Origin of the sequence: Roseibium sediminicola, from assembly GCF_023156505.1 — a bacterium.
Lineage (GTDB): Bacteria > Pseudomonadota > Alphaproteobacteria > Rhizobiales > Stappiaceae > Roseibium > Roseibium sediminicola.
Map to the genome: position 1 here is coordinate 184,983 of NZ_JALNMJ010000003.1, position 26,706 is coordinate 211,688.

The 26,706-nt window shown below is 62.1% G+C and carries 24 protein-coding genes; 19 read left to right on the forward strand and 5 right to left on the reverse strand.

Annotation, left to right across the window (positions count from 1 at the left end; all coding sequences use genetic code 11):
* Positions 1-112: 112 nt before the first annotated feature.
* The 19 genes from M0H32_RS06355 (at position 113) to M0H32_RS06445 (ending at position 19,387) form a co-directional block, all read left to right on the forward strand.
* The gene (locus M0H32_RS06355) at positions 113-2,407 is read left to right on the forward strand and encodes a bifunctional salicylyl-CoA 5-hydroxylase/oxidoreductase (protein ID WP_248152287.1); all 2,295 of its coding nucleotides are present in this window, start codon (positions 113-115) and stop codon (positions 2,405-2,407) included.
* Positions 2,404-3,147: an SDR family NAD(P)-dependent oxidoreductase gene (locus tag M0H32_RS06360; RefSeq protein WP_248152291.1), complete on the forward strand. Its 744-nt coding sequence runs from the start codon at positions 2,404-2,406 to the stop codon at positions 3,145-3,147. The genes M0H32_RS06355 and M0H32_RS06360 overlap by 4 nt, the downstream gene beginning before the upstream one ends.
* Positions 3,147-3,620 carry a MarR family winged helix-turn-helix transcriptional regulator gene (locus tag M0H32_RS06365; protein ID WP_248152293.1) on the forward strand — a complete coding sequence of 158 codons (474 nt, stop codon included), beginning with the start codon at positions 3,147-3,149 and terminating at the stop codon, positions 3,618-3,620. Before M0H32_RS06360 ends, M0H32_RS06365 begins: the two co-directional genes overlap by 1 nt.
* On the forward strand, positions 3,613-4,413 hold the full coding sequence (locus M0H32_RS06370; RefSeq protein ID WP_248152294.1) for an enoyl-CoA hydratase family protein: 801 nt from the start codon (positions 3,613-3,615) through the stop codon (positions 4,411-4,413). The genes M0H32_RS06365 and M0H32_RS06370 overlap by 8 nt, the downstream gene beginning before the upstream one ends.
* Positions 4,413-5,567, forward strand: coding sequence for an acyl-CoA dehydrogenase family protein (locus M0H32_RS06375; RefSeq protein ID WP_248152295.1), 1,155 nt, complete (start codon positions 4,413-4,415; stop codon positions 5,565-5,567). The genes M0H32_RS06370 and M0H32_RS06375 overlap by 1 nt, the downstream gene beginning before the upstream one ends.
* A gap of 3 nt (positions 5,568-5,570) precedes the next feature.
* Complete coding sequence (locus M0H32_RS06380; protein WP_248152296.1) at positions 5,571-7,190, forward strand: AMP-binding protein; 1,620 nt, start codon at positions 5,571-5,573, stop codon at positions 7,188-7,190.
* Between the two features lie 136 nt (positions 7,191-7,326).
* Positions 7,327-8,463: an ABC transporter substrate-binding protein gene (locus M0H32_RS06385; protein WP_248152297.1), complete on the forward strand. Its 1,137-nt coding sequence runs from the start codon at positions 7,327-7,329 to the stop codon at positions 8,461-8,463.
* A 56-nt stretch (positions 8,464-8,519) separates the two neighbouring features.
* Positions 8,520-9,440, forward strand: coding sequence for a branched-chain amino acid ABC transporter permease (locus M0H32_RS06390; RefSeq protein ID WP_248152298.1), 921 nt, complete (start codon positions 8,520-8,522; stop codon positions 9,438-9,440).
* Positions 9,437-10,420 carry a branched-chain amino acid ABC transporter permease gene (locus tag M0H32_RS06395; RefSeq protein WP_248152299.1) on the forward strand — a complete coding sequence of 328 codons (984 nt, stop codon included), beginning with the start codon at positions 9,437-9,439 and terminating at the stop codon, positions 10,418-10,420. The genes M0H32_RS06390 and M0H32_RS06395 overlap by 4 nt, the downstream gene beginning before the upstream one ends.
* On the forward strand, positions 10,413-11,162 hold the full coding sequence (locus M0H32_RS06400; RefSeq protein WP_248152301.1) for an ABC transporter ATP-binding protein: 750 nt from the start codon (positions 10,413-10,415) through the stop codon (positions 11,160-11,162). The genes M0H32_RS06395 and M0H32_RS06400 overlap by 8 nt, the downstream gene beginning before the upstream one ends.
* Complete coding sequence (locus M0H32_RS06405; protein WP_248152303.1) at positions 11,159-11,848, forward strand: ABC transporter ATP-binding protein; 690 nt, start codon at positions 11,159-11,161, stop codon at positions 11,846-11,848. The genes M0H32_RS06400 and M0H32_RS06405 overlap by 4 nt, the downstream gene beginning before the upstream one ends.
* Positions 11,849-11,853: 5 nt before the next feature.
* Positions 11,854-12,261 carry an acyl-CoA thioesterase gene (locus M0H32_RS06410; protein WP_248152305.1) on the forward strand — a complete coding sequence of 136 codons (408 nt, stop codon included), beginning with the start codon at positions 11,854-11,856 and terminating at the stop codon, positions 12,259-12,261.
* Positions 12,258-12,653, forward strand: a complete 396-nt coding sequence (locus M0H32_RS06415) for a RidA family protein (protein ID WP_248152308.1) — start codon at positions 12,258-12,260, stop codon at positions 12,651-12,653. Before M0H32_RS06410 ends, M0H32_RS06415 begins: the two co-directional genes overlap by 4 nt.
* Positions 12,654-13,084: 431 nt before the next feature.
* Positions 13,085-13,813 (forward strand): FadR/GntR family transcriptional regulator, encoded by a 729-nt coding sequence (locus M0H32_RS06420; protein WP_248152310.1) that lies wholly within the window; start codon positions 13,085-13,087, stop codon positions 13,811-13,813.
* Complete coding sequence (locus M0H32_RS06425; RefSeq protein WP_248152315.1) at positions 13,806-14,972, forward strand: aminotransferase class I/II-fold pyridoxal phosphate-dependent enzyme; 1,167 nt, start codon at positions 13,806-13,808, stop codon at positions 14,970-14,972. Before M0H32_RS06420 ends, M0H32_RS06425 begins: the two co-directional genes overlap by 8 nt.
* Positions 14,973-15,015: 43 nt before the next feature.
* A complete protein-coding gene (locus tag M0H32_RS06430) occupies positions 15,016-16,272 on the forward strand; it encodes an ABC transporter substrate-binding protein (RefSeq protein ID WP_248152317.1) in 1,257 nt (418 codons plus the stop codon).
* The gene (locus tag M0H32_RS06435) at positions 16,269-17,198 is read left to right on the forward strand and encodes a carbohydrate ABC transporter permease (protein WP_425607298.1); all 930 of its coding nucleotides are present in this window, start codon (positions 16,269-16,271) and stop codon (positions 17,196-17,198) included. The genes M0H32_RS06430 and M0H32_RS06435 overlap by 4 nt, the downstream gene beginning before the upstream one ends.
* A gap of 7 nt (positions 17,199-17,205) precedes the next feature.
* Positions 17,206-18,048 (forward strand): carbohydrate ABC transporter permease, encoded by an 843-nt coding sequence (locus M0H32_RS06440; RefSeq protein ID WP_248152319.1) that lies wholly within the window; start codon positions 17,206-17,208, stop codon positions 18,046-18,048.
* A 277-nt stretch (positions 18,049-18,325) separates the two neighbouring features.
* The gene (locus tag M0H32_RS06445) at positions 18,326-19,387 is read left to right on the forward strand and encodes an ABC transporter ATP-binding protein (protein ID WP_248152328.1); all 1,062 of its coding nucleotides are present in this window, start codon (positions 18,326-18,328) and stop codon (positions 19,385-19,387) included.
* Between the two features lie 10 nt (positions 19,388-19,397).
* Here the strand turns inward: M0H32_RS06445 and M0H32_RS06450 are convergent, their stop codons facing one another.
* The 5 genes from M0H32_RS06450 to M0H32_RS06470 form a co-directional block, all read right to left on the reverse strand.
* On the reverse strand, positions 19,398-20,810 hold the full coding sequence (locus M0H32_RS06450) for a metallophosphoesterase (RefSeq protein ID WP_248152331.1): 1,413 nt from the start codon (positions 20,808-20,810) through the stop codon (positions 19,398-19,400).
* A gap of 84 nt (positions 20,811-20,894) precedes the next feature.
* The gene (locus M0H32_RS06455; protein WP_248152334.1) at positions 20,895-22,259 is read right to left on the reverse strand and encodes a sugar porter family MFS transporter; all 1,365 of its coding nucleotides are present in this window, start codon (positions 22,257-22,259) and stop codon (positions 20,895-20,897) included.
* The gene (locus M0H32_RS06460; RefSeq protein WP_282449242.1) at positions 22,256-23,662 is read right to left on the reverse strand and encodes a sugar porter family MFS transporter; all 1,407 of its coding nucleotides are present in this window, start codon (positions 23,660-23,662) and stop codon (positions 22,256-22,258) included. The genes M0H32_RS06455 and M0H32_RS06460 overlap by 4 nt, the downstream gene beginning before the upstream one ends.
* Positions 23,614-25,104, reverse strand: a complete 1,491-nt coding sequence (locus M0H32_RS06465; RefSeq protein WP_248152339.1) for a GMC oxidoreductase — start codon at positions 25,102-25,104, stop codon at positions 23,614-23,616. Before M0H32_RS06465 ends, M0H32_RS06460 begins: the two co-directional genes overlap by 49 nt.
* A gap of 12 nt (positions 25,105-25,116) precedes the next feature.
* Positions 25,117-26,430: a DegT/DnrJ/EryC1/StrS family aminotransferase gene (locus M0H32_RS06470; protein ID WP_248152340.1), complete on the reverse strand. Its 1,314-nt coding sequence runs from the start codon at positions 26,428-26,430 to the stop codon at positions 25,117-25,119.
* Positions 26,431-26,706: the final 276 nt, after the last annotated feature.

Sequence of the window (26,706 nt, forward strand, 5' to 3'; positions counted from 1 at the left end):
TTTTCCGTAAACGGTCAGCATCGCTGCCCATTTATTTCAAACTTAAAACTTTAGGCTTGAAATATCTCTCTGCCTGTGGTTCGCTGAGATCCTCGCAGCAAGGGAGGATCGTATGCGGATTGCTTGTCTGGGTGGAGGACCCGCCGGTCTCTATTTCGCCATCTCGATGAAGTTGCGCGATCCTTCGCACGAGATCGACGTGATCGAGCGCAACAAGCCCGACGACACGTTCGGCTGGGGCGTGGTGCTCTCCGACGAGACCTTGCAGAACCTCGCTCAAAACGATGCCGTCAGCGCCAAGGCCATCGGCGAGAATTTCGCCTATTGGGACGACATCGCCCTGCATCTGCGCGGTGAGCGCCTGGTGTCCACCGGCCACGGTTTCTGCGGCATCGGCCGCATGAAACTGCTGCTGCTCCTGCAGGACCGCGCCCGCGAACTCGGCATCAACCTGAAATTTGAAACGGAAGTCGAGAGCGCAGAGGATTACCGCAAGGATTATGACCTGGTGGTCGCCAGCGACGGGCTGAATTCCAAGACCCGCACGCTCTATCAGGACACGTTCAAGCCGGACATCGACCAGCGTCTTTGCCAGTTCGTCTGGCTCGGCACGCACCAGAAATTCGCCGACGCCTTCACCTTCATCTTCGAGGAAACCGAGCACGGCTGGGTCTGGGCTCATGCCTACCAGTTCGATGACGACACGGCGACCTTCATCGTCGAGTGCGACCAGGAGACCTTCGACGCCTTCGGCTTTGGCGAGATGAGCCAGGAAGACAGCATCCGGACCTGCGAGGAGATCTTCAAGGATCATCTTGGTGGCCATCCGCTGATGACCAACGCCAAGCACATTCGCGGCTCGGCCTGGATCCGTTTCCCGAGGGTTCTGTGCGAGAAGTGGAGCCACGAGAATGTGGTCCTCCTGGGCGATGCTTCCGCGACCGCGCATTTTTCCATCGGCTCGGGCACCAAGCTGGCTTTCGAGTCGGCCATTGCGCTCGCCGAATACCTGCACACCGAGCCGGACATGGAAGCCGCCTTCAGGCGCTACCAGGAAGACCGGCGCCTGGAAGTGCTGCGCCTGCAGTCGGCGGCGCGCAACTCGCTGGAATGGTTCGAGCACGTCAAGCGTTACCTCTATCTCGATCCGGTCCAGTTCAACTATTCCATGCTGACCCGCTCCCAGCGGATCAGCCATGAAAACCTGCGCCTGCGCGACCCGCAGTGGCTGGAATCGGCCGAGCGCTGGTTCATGGATCAGGCCGGTGTCTCGCCCAATGCGCCTGTTCGCTCGCCGATGTTCACGCCGTTCCGTTTGCGCGGCATGGAGCTGAAGAACCGCATCGTTGTCTCGCCGATGGCCCAGTACAAGGCCGTCGACGGCGCGCCGGCCGACTGGCACCTGATCCATTACGGCGAACGTGCCAAGGGCGGGGCGGGCCTTGTCTATGTGGAAATGACCTGTGTCAGCGCCGAAGGCCGGATCACGCCGGGCTGCCCGGGCCTCTATGCGCCGGAGCACGAAGCCGCCTGGAAACGGCTGACGGACTTTGTTCATGCCGAGACCGACGCCAAGATCTGCTGCCAGATCGGCCATTCCGGCCGCAAGGGCTCCACCCGGATCGGCTGGGAAGGCATGGATCAGCCGCTGGAAAGCGGCAACTGGGAGCTGGTCTCCGCCTCCGCAATTCCCTGGTCCGACAGCAACGCCATGCCGCGCGAGATCACCCGCGCCGAGATGGACGAGATCAAGGGCCAGTTCGTATCCGCCGCCGAGATGGCCGGCCGCGCCGGTTTCGACATGATTGAGCTGCATGCCGCCCATGGCTACCTGCTGTCCTCCTTCATTTCGCCGGTCTCCAATATCCGTGTCGATGAATATGGCGGCTCCCTGGAAAACCGTCTGCGCTGGCCGCTGGACGTTTTCAAGGCGATGCGCGCCGTCTGGCCGGACGACAAGCCGATGTCCGTGCGTATCTCCGCCAATGACTGGGTCGGCGATGAAGGCATCACGCCGGACGATGCGGTCGAGATCGCCAGGGCATTCCGCGACGCCGGTGTCGATCTGGTCGACGTCTCCGCGGGCCAGACCACGCCGAAGGCAAAGCCCGTCTATGGCCGCATGTTCCAGACGCCGTTCTCCGACCGGATCCGCAACGAGGGTGGCCTGCCGACCATGGCGGTCGGCAACATCTACGAGGCCGACCATGCCAACTCCATCCTGATGGCAGGCCGAGCGGATCTTGTCGCTGTCGGCCGGCCGCATCTCGCCGATCCCTACTGGACGCTGCATGAAGCGGCCAAGATCGGCGATCGCAACGCAACCGACTGGCCGCTCCCCTATCTGGCGGGCCGGGACCAGATGTGGCGTCTGGCCGATCGCGAAGCGGAGATGCTGAAAGTATGAGTGTCGCCGGCCGCCATATCATTGTCACGGGCGGCGGCAGCGGCGTCGGCGCCGCCTGCGCTCACCTTTTGGCCGACAAGGGGGCCAAGGTCACGATCTTCGGCCGGACTGAAAGCTCGCTGGCGGAGCAGAAACTGGCCTTCCAGGTCTGTGACGTTACCGACGCCGAGGCCGTCAACGCGGCCTTTGAGAGCGCACGCTCGCAACACGGCCCGGTCGACGGTGTGATTGCCAATGCGGGCGGCGCGCTCAGCAAACCTTTTGCCCGGACGACGGCGGATGACCTGCAGGCGATGATCAACGTCAATCTGCACGGCACCGCCAATGTCTGGCAGGCAGCCCTGCCGGACATGAAGGCAAGCGGCTGGGGCCGGATGATCGCGATTGCCTCGACGGCGGGCCTGCGCGGTTATCCTTATGTCAGCGGCTATTGCGCGGCCAAACATGCCGTCGTCGGCCTGACCCGCTCTCTGGCGCGGGAACTCGCGAAAACCGGCATCACGGTCAACGCGATCTGCCCAGGCTTCATCGAGACGCCGATGCTGGAACGCTCGATCCAGAACATTGTCGAGAAGACCGGCATGAGCGCGGAAGCGGCCGCCGACAGTCTCAAGGCCGACAATCCGCAGGGCCGCTTCATCCAGGTGGAGGAAGTTGCTGAAGCAGTGCTCTATCTTTTCTCGGACGGGGCAAAGTCGGTCAATGGCCACGCGCTGACGCTGGCGGGAGGGGAGCTCTGATGCCGGAACTTTCACAGGATCAGTTGTCCAAGGCCCGTTTGCGGCTGTGGCTGAAGCTTCTGAAATCGGTCAACGGCATCGAGGCCGAGATCCGGCGCAATCTCAGGGACGGCCACAACACCACGCTGCCGCGCTTCGACGTCATGTCGGCGCTGGCGCGGTTTCCAGAAGGCCTGAAGATGTCGGACCTGTCCACCTTCCTGAAGGTTTCCAACGGCAATGTCACCGGCATTGTCGACAAGCTGACCGAGGAAGGTCTGGCAGAACGTGTCGCCGTTCCGGGCGATCGCCGGGCCCAGCTGGCCCGGCTGACGGGCAAGGGCAGGACGGCCTTCGAGGAGCTGGCCTTACATCACGAAAACTGGATCAACGGCCTGCTGGACGGCTGGTCGCCCGAGGATATTGACGCGCTGTCGAGCCGTCTTGAGTTGGTCCTGAACCGCCAGAACGAAGAGGACGCGAGCCATGCGTGAGGGTGTGACGCATTTCAACTGCGAGATTTCAGGCGGCATTGCGCGCATTTCGCTGGACCGGCCTGAGCGCAAGAACCCGCTGACCTTCGAGAGCTATGCCGAGCTGCGCGACTGGTTCCGCGACCTGCACTACTCCGACGATGTCCACGCCGTGGTGATCCTGCCGAATGGCGGCAATTTCTCCTCCGGCGGCGACGTGCACGACATTATCGGCCCGCTGACGAAAATGAACATGAAGGAACTGCTCGCCTTCACCCGGATGACCGGAGACCTGGTGAAAGCCATGCTCCATTGCGGCAAACCGATCATTTCCGCCGTTGACGGCATTTGCGCCGGGGCCGGCGCGATCATGGCAATGGCCTCGGATCTGCGCATCGCGACACCGGAGGCCAAGGTCGCGTTCCTGTTCAACCGCGTCGGTCTTGCCGGCTGCGACATGGGCGCCTGCGCGATCCTGCCGCGCATCATCGGCCAGGGACGGGCGGCGGAGCTTTTGTATCTCGGCCGTTCCATGAAGGCCGAGGAAGGCCATGCCTGGGGCTTTTTCAATGCGGTTGTCGAGGCGGACGCGCTGGCAGGCGCAGCGGTTGAGATGGCTGAGCGCATTGTCGCCGGCCCGACCTTCGCCAATTCCATGACCAAGACCATGCTCGCCCAGGAATGGTCGATGACCCTGGACCAGGCCATCGAGGCAGAAGCCCAGGCGCAGGCGATCTGCATGCAGGGCAACGATTTCCGCCGGGCCTATGAGGCCTTCGTCAAGAAAGAAAAACCGGTCTTCGAGGGCGACTGATGTCGGACAAGACTTTTCTTCAGTGGCCATTTTTTGAAGGCAAGCACCGGGTTCTCTCCGAGGAGCAGGAAAACTGGGCCGATGCCCACCTGGCCGATGTCGATCATACCGACACGGATGCCGCCTGCCGGCATCTGGTCACGGCGCTTGGCGAAGCCGGGTTCCTGCAGCATTCCGGTGCTCCGGACGGCCGCCTGGACGTGCGCAGCCTCTGCCTGATCCGCGAAACTCTGGCCCGCCATGACGGTCTCGCCGATTTCGCCTTTGCCATGCAGGGGCTTGGCACCGGCGCGATCTCGCTGTTCGGCACCGACGACCAGAAAGCCGAGTGGCTGCCGAAGACACGCTCCGGCAAGGCCATCTCCGCCTTTGCCCTGACCGAGCCGCAATCGGGATCCGATGTCGCCAATTCGACCATGACCGCCACCGACGACGGCGATGCCTACGTGCTCGACGGCGAAAAGACCTGGATTTCCAACGGCGGCATTGCCGATGTCTATACGCTTTTTGCCCGCACCGGCGAGGCGCCGGGCGCCAAGGGCCTCAGCGCTTTCATCGTGACACCGGATCTGCCCGGTTTCGAAATCGCCGAACGGCTGGAGACCATCGCGCCCCATCCGCTCGCCACCCTGCGCTTCACCGGCTGCCGGGTGCCGAAGGAAAACCTCATCGGTACGCCGGGGTCTGGCTTCCGGATTGCCATGTCGGTCCTCGACATTTTCCGCTCCACCGTTGCCGCCGCCGCCCTCGGCTTTGCGAGGCGGGCGCTCGACGAGGCGCTGTCGCGGGTCATCACGCGGGAAATCCAGGGCGCGCCGCTGTTCGACCTGCAGCTGGTGCAGGGGCATATCGCCGACATGGCGCTCGATGTCGATGCCGCCGCTTTGCTCGTCTACCGGGCCGCCTGGACCAAGGATTCAGGTGCTCCGCGCGTGACCCGCGAAGCGGCCATGGCGAAGCTTTTCGCCACCGACCAGGCGCAGCAGATCATCGACAAGGCGGTCCAGCTGCATGGTGGTGACGGTGTCCGCTCCGGCACCACCGTCGAAAAGCTCTATCGTGAGATCCGGGCGTTGCGCATTTACGAAGGCGCGTCGGACGTTCAGAAAATCATCATCGCGCGCCAGGCCCTTGGCGCCTTTCAGGGAGACTGATCCATGCTTGGTCCCTCCGCACATGTCGACACCTTCACCCGGGACAATCTTCCGCCGGAAGACCAGTGGCCCGATTTCCTGCTTGAGAATTTCCAGTATCCGGAGCGCCTCAACGCGGGTATCGAGCTGACCGACAGGATGGTCGAGCAGGGCTTCGGTGATCACACAGCCCTGATCGGCAACGGCCGCCGGCGCACCTACAAGGAACTTGCCGACTGGACCAACCGGCTGGCCCATGCGCTGACCGAGGATCTCGGCGTCAAGCCGGGTAACCGGGTGCTGATCCGTTCCGCCAACAACCCGGCCATGGTCGCCTGCTGGCTGGCGGCCACCAAGGCCGGTGCGGTGGTCGTCAACACCATGCCGATGCTGCGGGCAGGGGAACTTGGCAAGATCGTCGACAAGGCGGAGATTGAGTTTGCGCTCTGCGACACCCGTTTGATGGACGAGATGGTCGCCTGCGCCAAGACGTCGTCTTTTCTCAAAAAAGTCATCGGTTTTGACGGCACCTCCAACCACGACGCCGAACTGGACCGTCTGGCACTGGAAAAATCCGTTCTTTATGACGCTGTGCCGACCGGCCGCGACGATGTTGCGCTGCTGGGCTTCACCTCAGGTTCCACCGGCACGCCCAAGGCGACGATGCATTTCCATCGCGATCTGCTGATCATCGCCGACGGTTATGCGAAGGAAGTGCTCGGTGTGACCCCGGACGACGTCTTTGTCGGTTCGCCGCCGCTCGCCTTCACGTTCGGTCTCGGCGGCCTTGCGATCTTCCCGCTGCGCTTTGGCGCGGCCGCCACGCTTTTGGAAGCCGCGACACCGCCGAACATGGTCGAGATCATCGAGAAATACAAAGCGACCGTCTGCTTCACCGCGCCGACCGCCTACCGGGTCATGCTGCAGGCCATGGACGAAGGCGCGGACCTGTCGTCGCTGCGCGCGGCCGTTTCGGCCGGAGAAACCCTGCCGGCACCGGTCTATGAAGCCTGGATGGCAAAGACCGGCAAACCGATGCTGGATGGCATCGGCGCCACCGAGATGCTGCATATCTTCATCTCCAACCGCTTCGAGGATCACAAGCCCGCCTGTACCGGCAAGCCGGTCAGCGGCTACGAGGTCAAGATCATCGGCCCGGACGGCGCATCCGTTGCGCCGGGCGAGGTCGGTCGCCTGGCCGTGCGTGGCCCCACCGGTTGCCGCTATCTCGCGGATGACCGCCAGCAGGACTATGTGGTCGACGGCTGGAACATCACCGGCGACAGCTTTTCCATGAGCGAGGACGGCCACCTGCATTTTGCCGCCCGCAACGACGACATGATCATCTCCGCCGGCTACAACATTGCCGGACCGGAAGTGGAGGCGGCGCTGCTCGCCCATGCGGCCGTCCAGGAATGCGCCGTCATCGGCGTTCCGGACGAGGGTCGCGGCTCGATCGTTCAGGCCCATGTGGTCGTCGCCGAGGGAATCGAAATCTCGGAAGAGCTCGTCAAGGCTCTGAAAGATCACGTGAAAGCGACGATCGCGCCTTACAAGTATCCGCGCTCGATCATTTTCGAGGACACCCTGCCGAAGACCGAAACCGGCAAGATCCAGCGTTTCCGGCTGAGGCCGGATGCCTGAGCAGTGGCTCATCCCGCATGGGGCGCGGGTTATTTAACAAAAACAAGCCCTTGGCCGATTGTGCTCAAGCAAGGAAGCACGGCGGCACCTGAATAGAAACGGGAACAGCAGTCTTAAAGACCAAGAGGAACAGCAGATGAAATTCACGACAATGGCAGCCGCCGCCGCTCTTGCAATCGGCCTAACCAGCGCCCAGGCCGAGCCGGTCAAGGTCGGCATGATCACCACGCTGTCCGGCGGTGGTGCCGGCCTCGGCATCGATGTCCGCGACGGCTTCATGCTGGCGGTCAAGCAGGCCGGTAATCCGGATCTGGAAGTCGTCATTGAGGACGACCAGCGCAAGCCGGACATCGCCGTCCAGCTGGCCGACAAGATGGTGCAGTCCGAAAAGGTCGATGTGCTCACCGGCATCATCTGGTCGAACCTGGCCATGGCCGTGGTCCCGGCGGTGACCGCCCAGGGCAAGTTCTATCTCTCGCCGAACGCGGGCCCGTCGGCTCTCGCCGGCAAGGGCTGCCACCCGAACTATTTCAACGTCGCCTGGCAGAACGACAACCTGCATGAAGCCGCCGGCGCCTACGCCAATTTCGAAGGTTTCAAGAACAGCTTCATCCTGGCGCCGAACTATCCGGCCGGCAAGGACGCGCTCACTGGCTACAAGCGCATGTATCAGGGCGACGTCGCGGGCGAGCTTTACACCAAGCTCGGCCAGACCGACTATGCGGCGGAACTCGCACAGATCCGTGCGTCGGGTGCCGACAGCGTCTACTTCTTCCTGCCGGGCGGCATGGGGATCTCGTTCCTGAAACAGTACAAGGACAGCGGCATCGACCTTCCCGTCGTCGGTCCGGCCTTTTCGTTTGATCAGGGCATCCTGCAGGCCGTCGGCGATGCCGCGCTCGGCGTAAAGAACACCAGCCAATGGAGCAAGGACATCGAGGCGCCGGCCAACAAGGCCTTCGTCGAAGCCTTCCAGGCCGAATACGGCCGCCTGCCGTCCCTCTATGCTTCGCAGGGTTTTGATACCGCCAACCTGCTGCTCTCCGCCATGGCCAAGGCCGACGTGAAAGACGCCGACGCCTTCCGCGCGGCGCTGGAAGAGGCCGACTTCGCCTCCACCCGCGGCAACTTCAAGTTCGGCCCGAACCACCATCCGATCCAGGACATCTATGTCCGCGAAGTGATCAAGGAAGGCGACGTCTACACCAACAAGATCATCGGCAAGGCGCTGACCAGCCACGCCGATGCCTACTGGTCCGAGTGCAGCATGTAAGGTAAGCACTTCGCGCCGGCCCGATTCTTCGGGCCGGCGCCAAGGGCGGGGATCTCATGTCTTTGTTATTGCTCATAGAGCAGGTTCTGAACGGCCTGCAATTCGGCATCATGCTGTTCCTGATGGCTGCCGGACTGACGCTCATCTTCGGCGTGATGGGGCTGATCAACCTGGCCCACGGCTCGCTCTACATGGTCGGTGCCTTCTGCGCAGCGGCCGTCGCCGCCGCCACCGGATCGTTCCTGCTCGGCCTTGTGGCCGCGCTGGCGGGTGCCGCGATAGCGGGTGCGCTGGTGGAACTGGTCGTGATCCGGCGTCTTTACGACAAGGACCATCTCGACCAGGTGCTGGCGACCTTCGCCCTGATCCTGATTTTTTCGGAAGGCACGCGCTGGATCTTCGGCTCGTTTCCGCTCTTCCTGAACGTGCCCGAGTTTCTCTCCGGCCCGGTGACCCTGCCGGGCGGTATCGAATATCCGCTTTACCGGTTGACCCTGATCGTGGTCGGTCTGCTCGTGGCATTAGGCCTGTGGCTGCTGATTTCCCGGACCCGCCTTGGGGTGCAGATCCGCGCCGGTGAAAACGACCGCGAAATGATTGCCGCCCTCGGCATCGACATCGCCAAGCTCTACACCATCGTCTTTGCGCTCGGCGCCGCGCTGGCCGGCCTTGCCGGTGCGCTGGTCGGTGCGATCCAGTCGGTTCAGGTGGGCATGGGCGAACCGGTCCTGATCCTTGCCTTCGTCGTCATCGTCATCGGCGGCATCGGCTCCATCAAGGGCGCGCTGGTCGGGGCGATCCTGGTCGGCCTCACCGACACGCTCGGCGGCATCTTCCTGCCGGAGCTCCTGAAGCTGGTTCTCGATCCATCGACCGCAACCTCGGTCGGCTCCTCGCTCGCCTCCATGGCGATCTATATTCTCATGGCTGCGGTGCTGATCCTGCGTCCTGCCGGACTGTTCGGAGCGCGCGCATGATCCGGGAAAGCTACCTCAACGCCGCGACGCTGGCGCTGCTCGTCGCCATTCCTGTCTGGGCAATGAGCGCCGACGAACCCTTCACCATCACCCTGATGACCCGCGCCGTGGTCTTCGCCATCGCCGCCGTCGGCCTCAACATCGCGCTGGGTCTCGGCGGGTTGGTCAGCCTCGGCCATGCGGTCTTCTTCGGTCTCGGCGGCTATGCCATGGGCATTCTCGCACACCACGCCCAGACTTATACCGCCGTCACCGAATGGCCGTTTCTGATCGAGGGCACCAAATCGATGCCGGTGATCTGGCTGGTCGCAGTGGTGCTGTCGTCGCTGGCCGCGCTGGTGATCGGCATCCTGTCGCTGCGGACCGCCGGTGTCTATTTCATCATGATCACGCTGGCCTTTGGGCAGATGTTCTTCTTCTTCGCCATTTCCTGGGCGGAATATGGCGGCGAGGACGGGCTCTCCATCTATGTCCGCAACGGCTTTCCGGGGCTGAACACGCTGGACCCGATCCAGTTCTACGGCCTCTGCCTGGCACTGCTCTGCCTGGTGCTCGCCTTTGCCTGGCGCCTTGGCGGGTCGCCCTTCGGTCTGGCGCTGAACGCCGCCCGGCAGGTGCCGGTGCGGGTGGAAACCGTCGGGCTCGATCCGGTGCGTCTCAAGCTGGTCGCTTTTGTGGTCTCCGGGGCGATCACCGGTCTCGCGGGTGCGCTCTTTGCCGACCTCAACCGCTTTGTCAGCCCGACCATGTTCTCCTGGCAGACGAGCGGCGAAATCATGATCTTCATCATCATCGGCGGGGTCGGCCGCCTGTTCGGCCCGGTGGTCGGCGCGCTGGTCTTCGTCGCGCTGGAACACTGGCTCGGAGGCCTCTCCGACTTCTGGCACATCTATCTTGGCCTGCTGCTGCTCGTCATTGTCCTGTTCGGACGAGGCGGCCTAATCGGCATGATTTGCGGACGGGAGAAGGTGCATGACTGACGCTGTTCTGCAAACGAAAGGCATCACCAAGAGCTTCGGCGCGCTGCGCGCCAGCCGGGACATTTCCATCGACCTGAAACCCGGCGAGATCCATGCGATCATCGGTCCGAACGGCGCCGGCAAGTCGACCCTGATCGGCCAGATCTGCGGCACGCTCAAACCCGACGCAGGCTCGGTGCATCTGCTCGGGCAGGACGTTACCCAGGAGCCGACACGGTCGCGCGCCCGGGCAGGGCTCGGCCGGACCTTCCAGATCTCCGCGCTCGCCATGGAGGACACGGTTCTCCAGAATGCCGTGCTCGGCGCATTGGGAGCGGCCGGCAAGCCCTGGCGGTTCTTCGGCAATGCGCTCAAGGACAAGGCCCTGCGCGAAACGGCGGAAGAGGCGCTGGAGCGTGTCGGTCTCCAGGATCAGGCGCGCATGCGCACCGCCGAACTCAGCCATGGCCAGCGCCGGCAGCTCGAGGTTGCGGTTGCCCTGACGCTCAAACCCAAGGCTCTCGTGATGGACGAGCCGATGGCCGGCATGGGTTCGGAAGGCTCCAAGATCCTCACCGGGTTCCTGGACAAGCTGCGCCAGGAGGCGCCGATCCTGCTGGTGGAACACGACATGGACGCTGTTTTCTCGCTCGCCGACCGGATCAGCGTGCTGGTCTATGGCGAGGTGATCGCCACCGGCACGGTCGACGAAATCCGGGCCAATACCGCCGTCAAGGAAGCCTATCTGGGGGACGAGGCATGAGTGCGCTTCTGACACTGTCCAACGTCACCGCTTCCTACGGCGCCAGCCAGGCGCTGTTCGGGGTCGATCTGGAAATCCACGAGGGCGAGGTTCTGGCACTGCTCGGCCGCAACGGCATGGGCAAGTCGACCACGGTGAAATCCATCTGCCGGATGCTGCCGGCTCAGGGCACGCTGAGTTTCGACGGCCAGGACTTGTCCAGGCTGCCAAGCCACAAGGCCGCGCGGCTGGGACTGGGGCTGGTGCCGGAAGGCCGCCGCTGTTTCGCGGATCTGAGCGTTCAGGAAAACCTGATAGCCGCGGCACGGCGCGGGGACTGGACCTTCGAGCGCGTGATCGAGTTGTTCCCGCGGCTTGGCGAGCGGCGCAACCAGCGAGCCGGGTCCCTGTCGGGCGGCGAACAGCAGATGCTGGCCATCGGCCGGGCCCTGATGACCAATCCGAAGCTTCTGATCCTGGACGAGGCCACCGAAGGCCTGGCGCCTGTGATCCGCCAGGAGATCTGGGCCGTCATCCGCCAGCTCAAGGCTGAAACGGGCCTTGCCATTCTCGTCATCGACAAGTCGATCAAGGAACTCAGGCAGGTCTGCGACCGGGCAACGATCCTGGAACGCGGCAAGTCCGTCTGGACCGGCTCAATCGACGCGCTCTCCGAAGACGTCACCACCAGCTATATCGGGGTCTGACAGGAATGTTCCGCTATCACCAGCCTGTCAGTTTCAAGCATTGCGACCCCGCCGGGATCGTCTTCTATCCGCGCTATTTCGAGATGATCAACGATTGCATCGAGACCTTTTTCTCGGCGGTCGCGGAATGGTCTTTCGTGGAGATCCACAAGGACGGTGCGGTGCCGACGGCGGAGATCCGGACCCGCTTTGTCAAGCCGAGCCGGCTCGGGGATCATTTGGTGCTGTCGCTCGCCGTGACCCATACCGGGCGCACCAGCCTGGGTCTGACCATCGATTGTGCCTGCGGCGAGGAAACCCGCTTCGAGACGGAACAGACCCTCGTCAACATAGACGCTGCCGGCAAGCCGACACCCTGGCCGGACGAGGTCAAAGAGAAATTGCAGCAATTCAAGGAAAGACTGGACCCATGACGCTCAAAACCATTCAACCGGACGGCTGGGCGCCGGCCAAGGGCTATGCCAACGGCATGTTGACCGAGGGCCAGACACTCCATATCGGCGGCCAGATCGGCTGGAACGGCGACCAGGTATTCGAGGCCCATGACTTTGTCGGCCAGATGGAACAGACGCTGAAGAATATCGCGGCCATCGTGGAAGAAGCCGGCGGGTCAGTCACGGACATCGCCCGCCTGACCTGGTTCATCAAGGACAAGCGCGAATATCTCGCCAAACAGAAAGACGTCGGCGCCGCCTATCGCCGCGTCATGGGCCGCCATTTCCCGGCCATGTCGGTCGTGGTCGTCGCCGACCTGATCGAGGACGAGGCGCTGATCGAGATCGAGGCGACCGCCCAGATCGGGTGAGGGCAGCTAAAATATCCGGCAGACATTTCTCAGCCCGGCACCGCGTGCCGGGCTTTTTGTTTGGGAACGGGAAGTGCACCCCGCCGTCGTCTTTCCGGTGATGCGTTTGAGTTGAGGTGTCCCTCGCCAGCGTCATCCCGGACGCAGCGAAGCGAAGATCCGGGACCGGTGAGCCCGGGCCTCGAGATGTTGCTCATATCAAGACCGGCATTGGCTCCCCGGTCCCGGCGCGCGCTTCGCTTGGCCAGGATGACGCAGGAGAGGGCGTACATCTCTGCATTTCTTCACAGTGCTCGTTTCAGAATTCTTCAACAAATCCAGCTATTTATTCCGTCACATGCTATGTCTGAAAATTATGTCAGACAAAGTCTTTACAATGTCAGACAAAGTGGTAACGTCCTATGGCAAACAACAAAGGTCGACAGCGGTCCATGCCGGAAAACGCAAACCAGACATCTTCTGAGATCGACACGGAGCGGACCGACGGGCCCCGGGACGTGCCGCGGGCTTTGATCGCGTTGATCGAGGAAGAGGGGCTCAAGGTGGGCGATCGCCTGCCGCCGGAGCTGGACCTGGTGCGCCGTCTCGGTTTTGGCCGCTCGACCATCCGCGAAACCCTGAAAACCTGGGAAAGCATGGGCGTGGTCAGCCGGAACAAGGGCGCCGGCACCCGCCTGATCGCGGAAATCTCACAAAACACTCTGCGCGTGGCCCTGACCATCAAACACGAAGCTGAAAGCCTGTTGCGCATGCAGCAGGTCCGCGGGCCGCTGGAAATCGAGGCGGTTCGGATCGCCACGCGTCAGGCGACCCCGGAACAGCGCAAGCTCATCAACGCAAGGGCGGCCGAACTGATGGCGGTGTTCGAGGCCGGCGAGGACTGGCGGCCGGCGGACCATCGCTTTCACAACGCCATTCACGAGGCGACCGGCAATCCCCTGTTCCGGCAGTTCATCGAGCAGATCCAGAAAGCCTTTCACGACATTTACGAAACGCCGTTCGGCAAGGCCCATCTCGGCCAGGAGACCATTCCGCTTCACCGTCCGCTCGCCGACGCGATCATTGCGGGGGACGAGGACAAGGCTGCGGAACTGACCCAGACGATCATCGACATGGTCTGCGTCGAAACCCAGAAGATTTCAGAGGAACATGATGGCTGACGCTGTGCCGGGCGGATATTCGATCGAAACCTTGCTGGCCGCGGCCGCGACCGATTTCGGCGGTGCGGTGGCGCCGCCGATCGTGCAGACCTCGCTGTTCACCTTCGACAGCTACCAGGCCTTCGAGGACCGCATGGCGGGCCGCTCGGGCGATCCGCTCTATACGCGCGTCCAGAACCCGACGGTCGCCGCCTTCGAGAAGCTGATGGCGCAGGCCGAGGACGGCGAGGCCGCCGTCGGTTTTGCGTCCGGCATGGCGGCAATCTCCTCGACCGTGCTGGCCTTTGTAAAGCCCGGTGACCGGATTGCCTGTATCGAACATGTCTACCCGGATGCTTACCGCCTGTTCGAACGTCTGCTGAAGCCCTTCGGGATCGGTGTCAGCTACCATTCCATCGAGGAATTCCAGACCGACCCCGATCTGCTCAAGGGCGTGAAGCTGGCCTATCTGGAAAGCCCGAACTCGGTCGTGTTCCAGACCATGGACCTGAGCGCGGTTGCCGCAAACGCCAAACGGCATGGCACGCTGACGGTGGTCGACAATTCCTGGGCAACGCCGCTGTTCCAGCGCCCGCTCTCCCTCGGCATCGACATCACCCTGCATTCCGCCTCGAAGTATCTCTCCGGGCATTCCGACACGGTCGCCGGAGTGGTGATCGCGCGCCAGGAACTGATCACCCGGATCCGCGATCTCACCCTGACCCTGCTCGGCGGCAAGCTCGCCCCCTTCGAAGCCTTCTTGCTGACCCGGGGCCTGCGCACGCTTGGGGCTCGCATGCGCCAGCACCAGGAAACCGCCAATCTGTTTGTCGACCGGCTGTCGGCCCATCCGAACGTGACCGCGGTGCTGTCGCCCGGACCCAACGTGGTGCCAGGCCTCACCGGCCGCTCCGGACTGCTCTCCGTCGAGGTTGATGAGACCATCGATATTCCGCGTCTGGCCGACGCGCTCAACCTGTTCCGGCTCGGTGTCAGCTGGGGCGGTTTTGAAAGCCTGATCCTGCCCACAAGGATCGGCCTCGCCCAGGCGGGCGAACAGAATTCAATGCAACGCTTTGGCGTCTCGGACCGGATCCTGCGCCTGAGCCTGGGTCTGGAAGACCCCAACGACCTTTGGGCCGATTTCGAAGCGGCCCTGAGCACAAGCGCCCGGACATAAGCGGCGCAATCACGACGAAACCTTCCAACAAGTGGAGTTGATCATGAGGGGACTGATAGGAGCAATTAGCGTATTGGCGATGATGGCGGGATCTGCCGCGAGCGCCGAAACGCTGAAACTGGTGGAAGTCATCACCAGCCCGGAACGCACCAAGGTGCTGCAAGCCCAGGTCGATGCCTTCGAGGCCGCCAATCCGGGCACCGAGGTCGAGATCGTCTCGCTGCCCTGGGGCCAGGCCTTCGAGAAATTCGCCACCATGGTGGCCGGAGGCGACATTCCCGATGTCGTCGAGATGCCCGACCGCTGGGCCGGCATCTACAAGGACAAGCTGGTCGACCTCAACGACCGCATTGCCGAGTGGGAGCACGGTTCGACGCTCACCCAGAAGACGCTCGACATGGGCCGTCAGACGGACGGCAAGAGCGCCCGCATGATTCCGTACGGTTTCTATCTGCGCGCTCTCTTCTACAACAAGAAACTGCTTGAAGAGGCCGGTGTCAGCGAACCGCCGCGCACCATGGACGACTTCATGGCCGCCTCCAAGGCCGTGTCCGAGCTGGACGGCAAATACGGCTACTGCCTGCGCGGCGGCCCGGGCGGTCTCAACGGCTGGATCATGATGGCTGCCACCATGAACGGCAGCAACACCTTCTTCGACGAGGACGGCAAGAGCACGCTCAACCAGCCGGGCTCCGTGGAAGGCATCCAGTTCCTGATCGACATGTATCAGAACGGCTATGCGCCGAAGGATTCCGTCAGCTGGGGCTTCAATGAGATCGTCGCCGGCTTCTATTCCGGCACTTGTGCCTTCCTCGACCAGGATCCGGACGCGCTGATCGCCGTCTCCGAGCGCATGGACGCGGAAGACTTCGCCGTCGTACCGATGCCGGTCGGCCCGGCCGGCAAGGCCTTCCCGACAATCGGCTTCGCCGGTTGGTCCATGTTCGATACGTCTTCCGATAAGGATCTCTCCTGGAAGCTGATCGCGCATCTCTCCAGCCCGGAAGCCAACAAGGAATGGGCCAAGCGCGTCGGTGTCATTCCGATCCATGAAGGCGCCGAACAGGATCCGTTCTTCAAGACCGAGCAGTTCGCCGGCTGGTTCGACACACTGAACGGTGACGAATACATCCCGACGGTCATGCCGACCTATCTGGAACAGTTCGGCTACTTCGCCGACAGCATCGCCCTGGAGACCAGCCAGGAAGCGCTGCTGGGCCAGATCAGTGCCCAGGAAGTGGCCGATCAGTGGGCCGAGTTCCTGACGGACGAATATACACGCTGGAAAGCCGCACAATGACCGCGATTGACACCGCCGCGCCCGGGAACTCCCGGGCGCGGCCCTCCTTCTACTTCCGCTACATGGTGGAACCCTATCTCTACATCGCGCCCGCGCTGATCCTGATCGCGCTCGTGATGCTGGTTCCCCTGGTGATCGGGATCTCCTACGCCTTCCAGGCCGTCAACCTGCTGCGGCCGTTCGAGACCGGCTGGGTCGGTTTCGAGAATTTCCAGGCGCTCTGGAGCGACCGGAAATTCTGGCTGGCGCTGACCAACACCTTCTGGTGGACCATCGGCTCCATCTTCTTCCAGTTCTTTCTCGGCCTCGGCCTTGCCCTTCTGCTCAACACGCAGTTTTACGGCAAGCGCATCGTCCAGGCGCTGGTGTTCCTGCCGTGGGCCGTGCCGACCTTTCTGTCTGCGCTGACCTGGGCATGGCTGTTCAACCCGACCATCGGCCCGTTGCCGCACTGGCTCGCCGCGCTCGGCATCCTGTCCGAACCGTTCAACATCCTGGGCGATCCGAACCTGGCCATGTGGGGCCCGGTCACCGCCAATGTCTGGTTCGGCATTCCGTTCTTCGCCATCACGCTGCTGGCGGCCCTGCAGTCTATTCCGGGCGAGCTCTATGAAGCCGCGGAGATCGACGGTGCCACGGCCTGGCAGACATTCACCAAGATCACGCTGCCGTTCCTGGCGCCGATGATCGCCATCACCGTCATGCTGAGGACGATCTGGATCGCGAACTTCGCCGATCTCATCTTCGTCATGACCGGCGGCGGGCCTGCCAATTCCACGCAGATCCTGTCGACCTACATTTTCACCACCGCCTTCCGCAAACTGGAATTCGGCTACGCCTCGGCGATTGCCGTCGCGCTGCTGGCCCTGCTGCTGCTCTATGCCGTGATCCTCTTGGTTCTGCGCAAGAAGCTGGTCAAGATCTGAGGTTTCCATGAGCGCTCTCCGCAGAAGCACGCCTCTGGCGGTCACGGGAAAATACCTGGCGCTGGCCTTTTATGTCGGCTTCGCCCTGTTCCCGCTCTACTGGCTTGCCAAGATCGCGATCACGCCGGACAAGCTGATCTACACCGAAGGCACGGCGCTCTTCCCGAGCAAGGTCACGTTCGAGAATTTCGAGACGGTCCTGGTGGCGACGGATTTCCTGGCCTATTTCAAGAACAGCCTGATCGTGTCGCTCGGCACGGCCGCCATCACCACCTGCTTTGCGGCAGCCGCCGGCTATGCTTTCTCGCGTTTCGACTTCCGCGGCAAGCGGCTGGTGATCGCATTGATGTTGATCACCCAGATGTTCCCGCTCCTGATGATCATCGCGCCGATCTACAAGATCGTTGCGGCCATCGGGCTCCTGAACTCGCTGACCAGCCTGATCATCGTCTACACCGCCTTCAACATTCCCTTCGCGACCTTCCTGATGCAGTCCTTCTTCGACGGCATCCCGAAGGATCTTGAGGAAGCCGGCATGATCGACGGCTGCACCCGTTTCGAGGCGCTCAGGAAGATCATCATGCCGCTGACCCTGCCGGGGCTCGGCGCGACGCTTGGCTTTGTCTTCACGGCGGCCTGGAGCGAACTGCTCTTTGCGCTCATGCTGATCAATTCCAACGACACCATGACCTTCCCGGTCGGGCTGCTGACCTTCGTCTCGAAATTCTCGGTCGACTGGGGACAGATGATGGCCGCCGGCGTGCTTGCCCTGGTGCCGTCCTGTCTCTTCTTCATCTTCATCCAGCGCTATCTGGTCCAGGGGCTGACCTCTGGCGCCGTCAAAGGGTAGGGTCAGGACCCATGAATTTGGTTGATTTGGTAGGGATGAATTTGTTCGGATACGAGGCGCAAAACTGCAGGAAACCGCCTGGTTTTCAAAGATTTGCAACGACGTTGCCGGGCAAATTCACACTATCCCGTAGGGACGCAAAAACGGCTTCGATCTGCTGCGTCAAACCGCTCAACCGGGCAGGAAGCCCGCTTTTCGCGCTTTTCCTCGCAGCTCATCGCCGTTTGCTGCGCCAAATCAACCAAATTCATGGGTCCTGACCCTAGAGGACATTCAAATGGCACGTATCCAGCTCAACAACATTGCCAAGTCCTATGGCTCGGTCGAAGTCATGCGCGACATCAACCTGACCATCGAAGACGGCGAATTCATCGTGCTGGTTGGCCCGTCCGGCTGCGGCAAGTCGACCTTGCTCAGGATGATCGCGGGTCTGGAACCGATTTCCGGTGGCGACTTTACCGTCGACGGAAAGCGCATGAACGAGGTGCCGCCGCGCGATCGCGACATGGCCATGGTGTTCCAGTCCTATGCGCTCTACCCGCATATGGATGTCGCCCGGAACATGGGCTTTTCGCTTGAGATCCGCAAAGCGCCGAATGAGGAGCGGACAAGCAAGGTCGCCCTGGCGGCGCAGACCCTCGGCCTCACCAAGCTGACCGAACGGCTGCCGAAACAGCTCTCTGGCGGCCAGCGCCAGCGCGTTGCCATGGGCCGCGCCATCGTGCGCGATCCAAGCGCCTTCCTGTTCGACGAGCCGCTGTCGAACCTTGACGCCGCTTTGCGTGTCGAAATGCGCCTTGAAATCGCCCGGCTGCATCAGCGGCTGAAGGCGACGATGATCTACGTCACCCACGACCAGGTCGAGGCCCTGACCCTGGCCGACCGGATCGTGGTTCTGAATGCCGGCGACATCCAGCAGGTCGGCACGCCTCTGGAACTCTACGACCGGCCGGCCAACAAGTTTGTCGCCCAGTTCATCGGTTCGCCGACCATGAACATTCTGGAGATCGAGCCGGGCGAGGGCGGCATTCGCCTGAAAAACGGCGCGGCGCTTTCGGTCGGTCTGCCGGACGGCCAGAAACGCGCCAGCGAACTTGGCGTGCGCCCCGAACATCTCAACATCGTTGCCCCGGACGCCGCGCACCTGTCAGGCACGGCGGAGCTGGTCGAACATCTGGGCTCCGACACCAACATCCACGCGCATGTGCCGGGCATCGGCCAGGTGCTGGTGCGCGAGCACGGTCATTTTCCGCTGAAGACCGGGGAGCCGGTCGGCATTGCCGTCGATCTTGCCAAGACGCATCTGTTCGACCCGGACGGCCGCCGCCTGGCGGCCTGACGGATGGGCTCTAGTTGCCGCCGCAGTAGCACGTCTTGTAGGCATCCATGTCAGCGGCCTCAAGGGCGCAGGAAAAGGCCTGCCAACTCGAGCTGTCGATCTGCTTTTTGGCCGCTGACACGGAGTAAAGGTCAATGAAACGCTGTTGCAGCTGTGTGTTGCTGCCGAGTGTCTCCGCGACCGAAGCGAAGCTGTCAGCGGATAGGTCCGGGACCGAATAGGTGCCGCGGTAGGTGTATTCCGGACGCCATTCCGGTTGTGCGCCCGATGTGGCTGCGACCAGATTCGTCAGATAGAAGGTCACGGAATCCTTCAGCACACCGCTTTTGCGGTTGTAGAGAAATACCGAAAACGCCGGGTTGTTGCCGAACTTGGGGCTCACTGATGGGCTGATCTTGTTGACCATCAGCGGTTGGCCGCCATCGTCCCTGAGCACCGTAAATCCGTCCATGTGCGTGTGTCCAGAGAACGAATAATCGACGGTCCCGGCGTATTTCTTCATGAGGGCCAGATAGTCCGACAGATACGGATCGCGCCAGAACAGCTCGACGCCTGCGTCGCAGGTGCCCGCACCCGCATCCTGGGCCGTGTCATAAGCGTCGATCCCCGGCGGAACATGCATGAGGATCTGGGCTCTCCGGCCCGCATCCCGCGTTTCGGAAAGCTGTTGCTCGAGCCAGGTCATGACGTCGGCTCCAGGATCGCCGCCATCCGGATTGCATTTGTCCGAATAGCGTGTGGACCAGAAGACGCTGTTGAGGGCTATGACGTCCTGGTCCGCGAGGGTGGGGTGTGCAACCTTGTAGTATCCACCCGAAGCAAAATGGCCGAAACGCTGCGGCTGCAGGCTCAGTTTGGCCCATTGGTTTGCAAGGCCATCCAGATAGGCCCCACTCGGCGCGATGTTGTAGTCGCCGCAGGCGGAATCCTCGTTGCCGAGAACGCCAAAGACCGGAATCCCGCCAAAACTCTCCCCCAGGAGTTTCGAAACCAGTTGCGTGGTTTTGACGGCAAAGGAGGTAACCCCTTCAGGCGAAGGGCCGGCGTATTTGTTGTAGTGGTCGTTGAAATGGTGGCTCAGGTAGTCGCCGGTATAGAGCACATAGTCATAGGACATGTTCTGGGCTGCCGCGGCCTCGAGAGCCGAGAGCATCAGCGTGAAGCCGGCATCCTTTCCGTAGCCCTCGATTGTGGGCGGTGCCGATTTCAAGATAGCGGGCCAGCCGGAGAGCGGGCTTTTGTCAAGTTCAGGAACCAGGGCCGGATTGGTGAAGGGATCGAAATGAATATCGGTCACGATCAGGAAAAGGCCCTCATCAGGACCCGGCTGAAGTGGCGGGGTGGTATCCTGTGCAAGGGCACTCGCGAGCGGCAGCGACATTGCTGCGGAAACGACTGTGGCAAAGGTATTGATCCTGAACATGCTGACCACCCTGACGTGCGGTATTTCGGGAAACTCTTTCAGAGAAACACAGTTTCTGCACCATTTACAGCGCCGGCCAGGTGCCTATTCCTGAGCTTCCTTGCCCAGCTGGCGAAGCGGAACTCCGTTTATTACGTTGCTCTCGATCGCTGCAAGGTTTCTGGACTTGGTCTCCGGCAACCAGACCAGCGAGATGACCAGAGAACAGACACAAACCGCCGCGAAGATCAGAAAGACCCCGTCAAGTCCGATGCTTGAAACGCCGGTCAGGAAGACGAAGGCGATCAGGGCGTTGAACAGCCAGCTGGTGGCCGACGCCACGGCGATGCCGGTCTCCCGGATGGCCGAGGGAACCAGCTCCGACATGACGACATAGGGCAGGGGACCAAGGCTGATGGCAAAGGCCGCGATATAGACGCACAAGGCAGTCAGGCCGAGCATGGGCAAGGACCAGAGATGGGCAGCGACGACTCCCAGCAGGCCGGCGACCATGACGAGCGATCCGTAGATAGCAAGCGGCCTGCGTCCCAGCCGGTCGACCGTTGCGATCGCCACGATGGTCGCGATCAGGTTGATCAGCCCCAGTCCAAAGGTCGCCCCGAGGGCGGCGGTTCCGCGCGAGAAGCCCAGATCGACGAAGATCGCGGGAGCATAATAGAGAATGCCGTCGATACCGCTCAGGTTTTGCAGAATGAACAAGCCGCAGCATAGTGTCAGGACAGCCGGGGTGGTGCCGACCCGCAGGATTTTCCCGAGGGGCAGTGCGGGCTGCACGGTCGTTCCTGCAACGGGAACCCGCGCAAGACCCAGAGACGCCGAGACGGATTGCGCCTCGGCCTCGCGACCGACGCGCGCCAGCCAGACCGGGCTTTCCGGTGTCATCAGCAAGGCGGCGAAGCCTGCCAGAGCGATCACGATGCCCAGACCGATGCCAAAGGCCCATGACGCCGGGTCCTCAATTATAAGCGGCACGGTATAGGCAGCGAGTATGCCCATGGTGACGGCAAGCTGGAACAGGGACACGACGCTTCCGCGGAACCGGGCCGGGGTTGCCTCGCCCGCATACATGGGCCCCGCCATCGACGACAGGCCGACAGAGAGGCCGACAAGAATGCGCGCAAGGATCAATCCGGACAGGCCGGGATGGGTAAGGATCAGGCCATAACCGGCAGCTGCCAGCCCGAAGGCCGTCAACAGCGTGATCCGTCGCCCGGACGTTTTCGCCAGCGGGCCGGCGGCTATCGCTCCGAGAAAGCAGCAGAACACCAGAGAAACGGTGACGTATTCCTTGCCCGTCGTTCCGAGGTCGAATTCGCGGCCGATTTCGTCCAGCCATCCAGCGATGCTGGCGGTGCTGTAGCCAAACAGCAAACCCGCGCAAATCGTCAGGAACGACACGCGGGCCACTGCAAGGTAGAGCCGCGTGCCTGTGACCTGTTCAGCTGTCATGTCGCAGCAGCTGGGCTGTGCTGCATTTCGATTTCTTCAAGACTGACGCCCTTGGTTTCGGGGGCATAGAACCAGGAGAAAATCGCGCCAATGGTGCAGAAGATGCCGAAAATGGCGAAGGTCACCACAGCGCCGAAATGAGCCAGGACCACCGGGAAGGCGAAGACAACGATGAAATTGAAGCTCCAGTTGGCGACCGACGCCATGGCCATGCCGCGGCTGCGCAGCGCGAGCGGGAACAGCTCTGACATGTAAAGCCAGGGCAACGGGCCAAGGCTGACTGCGAAGAAGGCGATATAGGCGAACAGCGCCGTGAGAGCCAGCGGAGCCAGCTCCGGCTTGTCGGGCTGCATGGCAAAGGAAATCACCACAAGGCTCAGCGCGGTCCCGATAAATCCCAGGATGAGCAGGGGGCGGCGGCCAAAACGGTCGACCACGAACATGGCGACGACCGTCATCAATACGTTCACCACCCCGATACCCACCGTTGCGGCGAGTTGTGAGCTGGAGCCGTCGAAACCCGCATCTTTCATGATGATCGGCGCATAGTAGATGACCGCGTTGATCCCGCTGACCTGCTGGAGCACGAAGGCGGCAATCGTGAATATCACCAGCGGCCGGACGTTGTCGGACAGGAAGGCAGTCCATCCCGGTTCTGCGCCCCCGGCGGCTTTCGCTTGCTCGATTTCCGCGACAACGTGAGTGGCCTGTTCCCTGGAAAGGTCCGGCTGGATCAGGCTGACGACCTCAATCGCCTTGTCCCGTGCGCCTTTCATGGTCAGCCAGCGCGGGCTCTCGGGCGAAAAGATGATGCCGGTGAAGCACACCAGAGCCGGCACTGCACCGAGCGCGAGCATCCACCGCCACGCACCATGGGGCTCGAGGACCATGTCGACGAGGTAGGAGGTGAGAATGCCGACGGTAATCATCAACTGAAACGCCGACACCACGGCGCCCCTGTATTTCGCGGGCGCAAGCTCGGCCAGAAACATGGGAGCCGCCAGCGCCGACGCCCCGATGGCAAGACCGAGCATCAGACGCGCACCGACGAGGATTTCCTCGCTTGTCGCAGAGCCGGCTGCAACCGCGCCGAACGCGAAGACGAGGGAACACATCATCAGCACTTTCCGCCGGCCGAGGCTGTCTGCATACATTGCGGCCAGAATTGCCCCCGCGACCGCCCCAAGCGGGACTGCGGCCGTCATAAACCCTTCGCCGGTTGCGGAAATGTCGAAGGTCTTGGTGATCAGGGGCAGGGCGCCGGCTATCACGCCTTCATCGAACCCGAACAGCATGCCGAACAGGGCGGCCAGGGCAACCAATCTTATGAGCATCCGAGTCTTCCTTCGCGTTTTCAGGCCGAAAGGCGTGCGTAAACGCCCTCGGCATGGCGCAGAGACCATGCAGTGATTGTCAGGTAGCTGTTGGCAGAGCCCTGTGAAGGCCACGCGGCCGCGTCCGCGACAGACAGGTTCGGAAGCCGCCAGAATTGACCATGGGAGTTGGTGACCCCCTGGTCCGGTTCTCCCGACATGCGCAATCCGCCTATCTCGTGCAGGGCTGCTCCGAGCGGATTGACCTGGGTGCGCATCAGTTCGGCATCGAGCGCGTCGGCAACCTGCGGCAGGAAGGCGTCCATCTCGCCCAGGATTCGTTTGTCGCTGTCGCTGCGGTCGGCAATGACAGCGTATTTGCCCAAATCACCGGGGCCGTCACTCTGGCCCCTGGTCAGCACGACCTCGTTGGTTTCCGAGGATTCCCCGACACCGAAGCAATAGGCCAGAAGATACAGGCCGTCCGGATTGCAATCGAGCCAGACGGTGGCGTGATAGGGCGTGTACCAGGTTTCAGCGAACGGACCCTGGATCTGGATGTGATAGGGGCGTTCCTTTGTCGGTGGAATAAACGCATAAATCGGTTCTTTCAGGGGCTTGCGCAACTTGAACAGGCCCTGGATGAACTGGTGATCGGCGATGTGGGTGCCCACATCCGGGTGCAGGTCCTTCAGGCCTGAGGCCAGGGCCAGACGGGTTGACTGGATCGCGCCGCCTGCAAGTGTGTAGTGGCGGGCAACCAGGCGAAAGCGCTGTTCTTCGTCGGTGCCTCTGGCGACCAGGCCGGTAACATTGCGGCCGTCATGGTCGACATGTTCGGCAATCGTATTGGGCACCAGCACAATCCGTCCTCGTGCGACCTCTCGCGCCAGAAGCCCGCTGCGGATCAGCCGGTCCGACGAACTGTCGAAACCGCGTGGCATGTAGCCGTTGAGTGTTTCCTGGGTATCCACACCTGTCGAGGCGTGCACGGCCTCAATACCGGCCTCGTTGAGGCGGTTGAGAAGTCCCTGTTGAGCCTCCCCCCGGAAAAAGGCTGGACGGTCCGTGTTCGGGCCCGAGACGTGCATCAGGTTCTCGGCCTTCTGGTAATAAGGTTCGAACTCGCCGTAACTGAACGGCCAGTCGGCGAAATCCCATTCTGCAAAGCGCGGCGTGCAGCCTCCCCAGAACAGGGTGCGGCCCCCGACGGCCGCCCAGGCGTCGTTGTTCAGGGGTGGCGCAACGGCTTCATCGAAGTGAGCCCGATCTGTCCAGGCGGTTCTGTACCGCACAAGGTTATGAACCTGCGGTGTCAGATCGCTGCGGCTGCGGAACGGGGTCGACCCGACGTGGCTGGAAAGCACAAACGGCCCGGCCTCAAGGATCACGACCGACAGGCCCTTGTTTGCCAGTTCAATGGCACTGGTAACGCCCGCCTTGCCGGACCCTATGATCAGGACGTCGATGTTCGTTGTGGACTTGGCGATGGAAAACAGGTCCGAGGTCAGGACCGAGGACAGGGATTTCATGATGATCAAACCTCAGCGATTGAAATAGACAGAAGCAACTTTGCGGATCGCCTGAACAATGTCGTCGACATCCGCTTCGGTCAGGATTGAGGCGATGGACAGCAATCCTGAGCGGTCGTGCAGGTCGTCGCAGACCGGCAGCAGTCCGCGATGATAGTCGATCTGTGATGCAAAGGCGTTGTCCGGGTGTGACCAGGGGAAGCCGTCCCGGGTGTTTGAGCGTTTTTCGGTCAGGCTGGGGATGTTGAAATACCAGTGAAGCCCCCAGTCGCGCATGGGCAGACAGCCCAAGGATCCTTCAGGACCATGAATGCCTTCGGCTTTAACGGCTGCCATGAAGCGCGAACAGATATCCGCATCCTCGAAGGTCATGATCAGGAACGGACCGCTGTCACCGTTCGGATCGATAACATGACGGAACTTGATATCGGGTATGTCGGACAGGGCTTCGCGGATGCGCCATTTTGCACTGCGCATGGCACCTGTGATCTTGCCGAGCTTGCGCGACTGCGCCAAGGCCATGGCCCCGGCGAGATCCGACATGCGCGCGCCGATGCCCCAGAACTGACAGGTCGTATCCTCCGGATCGAACCGGCCGGCGTCGTTGCGGGCATAACCCAGGTCGTGCATGGCAACAATCCGGCGATAAAGCACGTCGTCCTTGCACACGATCATGCCGCCGTCGCCCGACGTCATGTTCTTGTTCATCTGAAAGCTGAACGTCGCAATATCGCCGAAGCGGCCGACGGGCGTCCCGTTCTGGCTGGCACCGGCGGCCTGCGCGCAGTCTTCAATCAGCCCCAGTCCGTGCTTGCGAGCGATCTCCGCGATTTCCGTGACGTGGCCGGGGGCGCCGCTCATGTGAACCAGCAGGACGGCCCTGCTGCGGGAACTGATCTTGCGCTCCAGGTCCTTGGGATCCATGCAGAACGTGTCGTCGATATCGACCAGCCGGGGAATGGCGCCGGCCCGGACGATGGCCGATATGCAGCTTACCCACATGTACCCGGCGACCAGTACCTCGTCACCCGGGCCAACCTCAAGCGCCGACAAGGCGATGGAAAGCGCCGCCGTGCCGGAATTGACGGCCAGCGCGTGGTTGTACCCATAGGTCTCGCACCATTCCCGTTCCAGGGTTTCCACCATGAACTGGGGATCGATGCCGTAGAAGCGGAACGGGCTCTTCGAGCGCAAGACCCGATCCACCAGTTCGCGTTCTTCCTCGCCGATCCAATGCGCGCCCGGGAGCTCCCAGGGCAACGGTGTCGTGCGCACTGGCGTGCCGCCATCAATGGCCAATCTCTGTTGTTGATCTGTCAAAGTCACTTGGCGAGGTCCTCCGTACTGGTTCAACGGGACAGGCAAGCACCCGCATTCGTTCAGGGTTGGGCAAGTGTTGTCGAATTACTCTGTAGGCGTGGGGTCCGTTCTCCCGTCAGGCACCTGGGAAATCTAGTGCGCAACCGGACCGGGCGTGTTCTCCCCTTGATCTGACGCTGAACGATATTTCCATTTGATTGCCGCAGAGTTAATTGTGGCGATCATGTGGAGTGTATGGAAATTGAGTTATGCAAATCTGGTAATTGTAAAAAATACCAGATC

What these genes read in the sequence shown, in the direction of transcription:
- M0H32_RS06355 (WP_248152287.1), top strand. Translation starts at nt 113, where the DNA reads ATGCGGATTGCTTGTCTGGGTGGAGGACCCGCCGGTCTCTATTTCGCC.
- M0H32_RS06360 (WP_248152291.1), top strand. Translation starts at nt 2,404, where the DNA reads ATGAGTGTCGCCGGCCGCCATATCATTGTCACGGGCGGCGGCAGCGGC.
- M0H32_RS06365 (WP_248152293.1), top strand. Translation starts at nt 3,147, where the DNA reads ATGCCGGAACTTTCACAGGATCAGTTGTCCAAGGCCCGTTTGCGGCTG.
- M0H32_RS06370 (WP_248152294.1), top strand. Translation starts at nt 3,613, where the DNA reads ATGCGTGAGGGTGTGACGCATTTCAACTGCGAGATTTCAGGCGGCATT.
- M0H32_RS06375 (WP_248152295.1), top strand. Translation starts at nt 4,413, where the DNA reads ATGTCGGACAAGACTTTTCTTCAGTGGCCATTTTTTGAAGGCAAGCAC.
- M0H32_RS06380 (WP_248152296.1), top strand. Translation starts at nt 5,571, where the DNA reads ATGCTTGGTCCCTCCGCACATGTCGACACCTTCACCCGGGACAATCTT.
- M0H32_RS06385 (WP_248152297.1), top strand. Translation starts at nt 7,327, where the DNA reads ATGAAATTCACGACAATGGCAGCCGCCGCCGCTCTTGCAATCGGCCTA.
- M0H32_RS06390 (WP_248152298.1), top strand. Translation starts at nt 8,520, where the DNA reads ATGTCTTTGTTATTGCTCATAGAGCAGGTTCTGAACGGCCTGCAATTC.
- M0H32_RS06395 (WP_248152299.1), top strand. Translation starts at nt 9,437, where the DNA reads ATGATCCGGGAAAGCTACCTCAACGCCGCGACGCTGGCGCTGCTCGTC.
- M0H32_RS06400 (WP_248152301.1), top strand. Translation starts at nt 10,413, where the DNA reads ATGACTGACGCTGTTCTGCAAACGAAAGGCATCACCAAGAGCTTCGGC.
- M0H32_RS06405 (WP_248152303.1), top strand. Translation starts at nt 11,159, where the DNA reads ATGAGTGCGCTTCTGACACTGTCCAACGTCACCGCTTCCTACGGCGCC.
- M0H32_RS06410 (WP_248152305.1), top strand. Translation starts at nt 11,854, where the DNA reads ATGTTCCGCTATCACCAGCCTGTCAGTTTCAAGCATTGCGACCCCGCC.
- M0H32_RS06415 (WP_248152308.1), top strand. Translation starts at nt 12,258, where the DNA reads ATGACGCTCAAAACCATTCAACCGGACGGCTGGGCGCCGGCCAAGGGC.
- M0H32_RS06420 (WP_248152310.1), top strand. Translation starts at nt 13,085, where the DNA reads ATGCCGGAAAACGCAAACCAGACATCTTCTGAGATCGACACGGAGCGG.
- M0H32_RS06425 (WP_248152315.1), top strand. Translation starts at nt 13,806, where the DNA reads ATGGCTGACGCTGTGCCGGGCGGATATTCGATCGAAACCTTGCTGGCC.
- M0H32_RS06430 (WP_248152317.1), top strand. Translation starts at nt 15,016, where the DNA reads ATGAGGGGACTGATAGGAGCAATTAGCGTATTGGCGATGATGGCGGGA.
- M0H32_RS06435 (WP_425607298.1), top strand. Translation starts at nt 16,269, where the DNA reads ATGACCGCGATTGACACCGCCGCGCCCGGGAACTCCCGGGCGCGGCCC.
- M0H32_RS06440 (WP_248152319.1), top strand. Translation starts at nt 17,206, where the DNA reads ATGAGCGCTCTCCGCAGAAGCACGCCTCTGGCGGTCACGGGAAAATAC.
- M0H32_RS06445 (WP_248152328.1), top strand. Translation starts at nt 18,326, where the DNA reads ATGGCACGTATCCAGCTCAACAACATTGCCAAGTCCTATGGCTCGGTC.
- M0H32_RS06450 (WP_248152331.1), bottom strand. Translation starts at nt 20,810, where the DNA reads ATGTTCAGGATCAATACCTTTGCCACAGTCGTTTCCGCAGCAATGTCG.
- M0H32_RS06455 (WP_248152334.1), bottom strand. Translation starts at nt 22,259, where the DNA reads ATGACAGCTGAACAGGTCACAGGCACGCGGCTCTACCTTGCAGTGGCC.
- M0H32_RS06460 (WP_282449242.1), bottom strand. Translation starts at nt 23,662, where the DNA reads ATGGTCTCTGCGCCATGCCGAGGGCGTTTACGCACGCCTTTCGGCCTG.
- M0H32_RS06465 (WP_248152339.1), bottom strand. Translation starts at nt 25,104, where the DNA reads ATGAAATCCCTGTCCTCGGTCCTGACCTCGGACCTGTTTTCCATCGCC.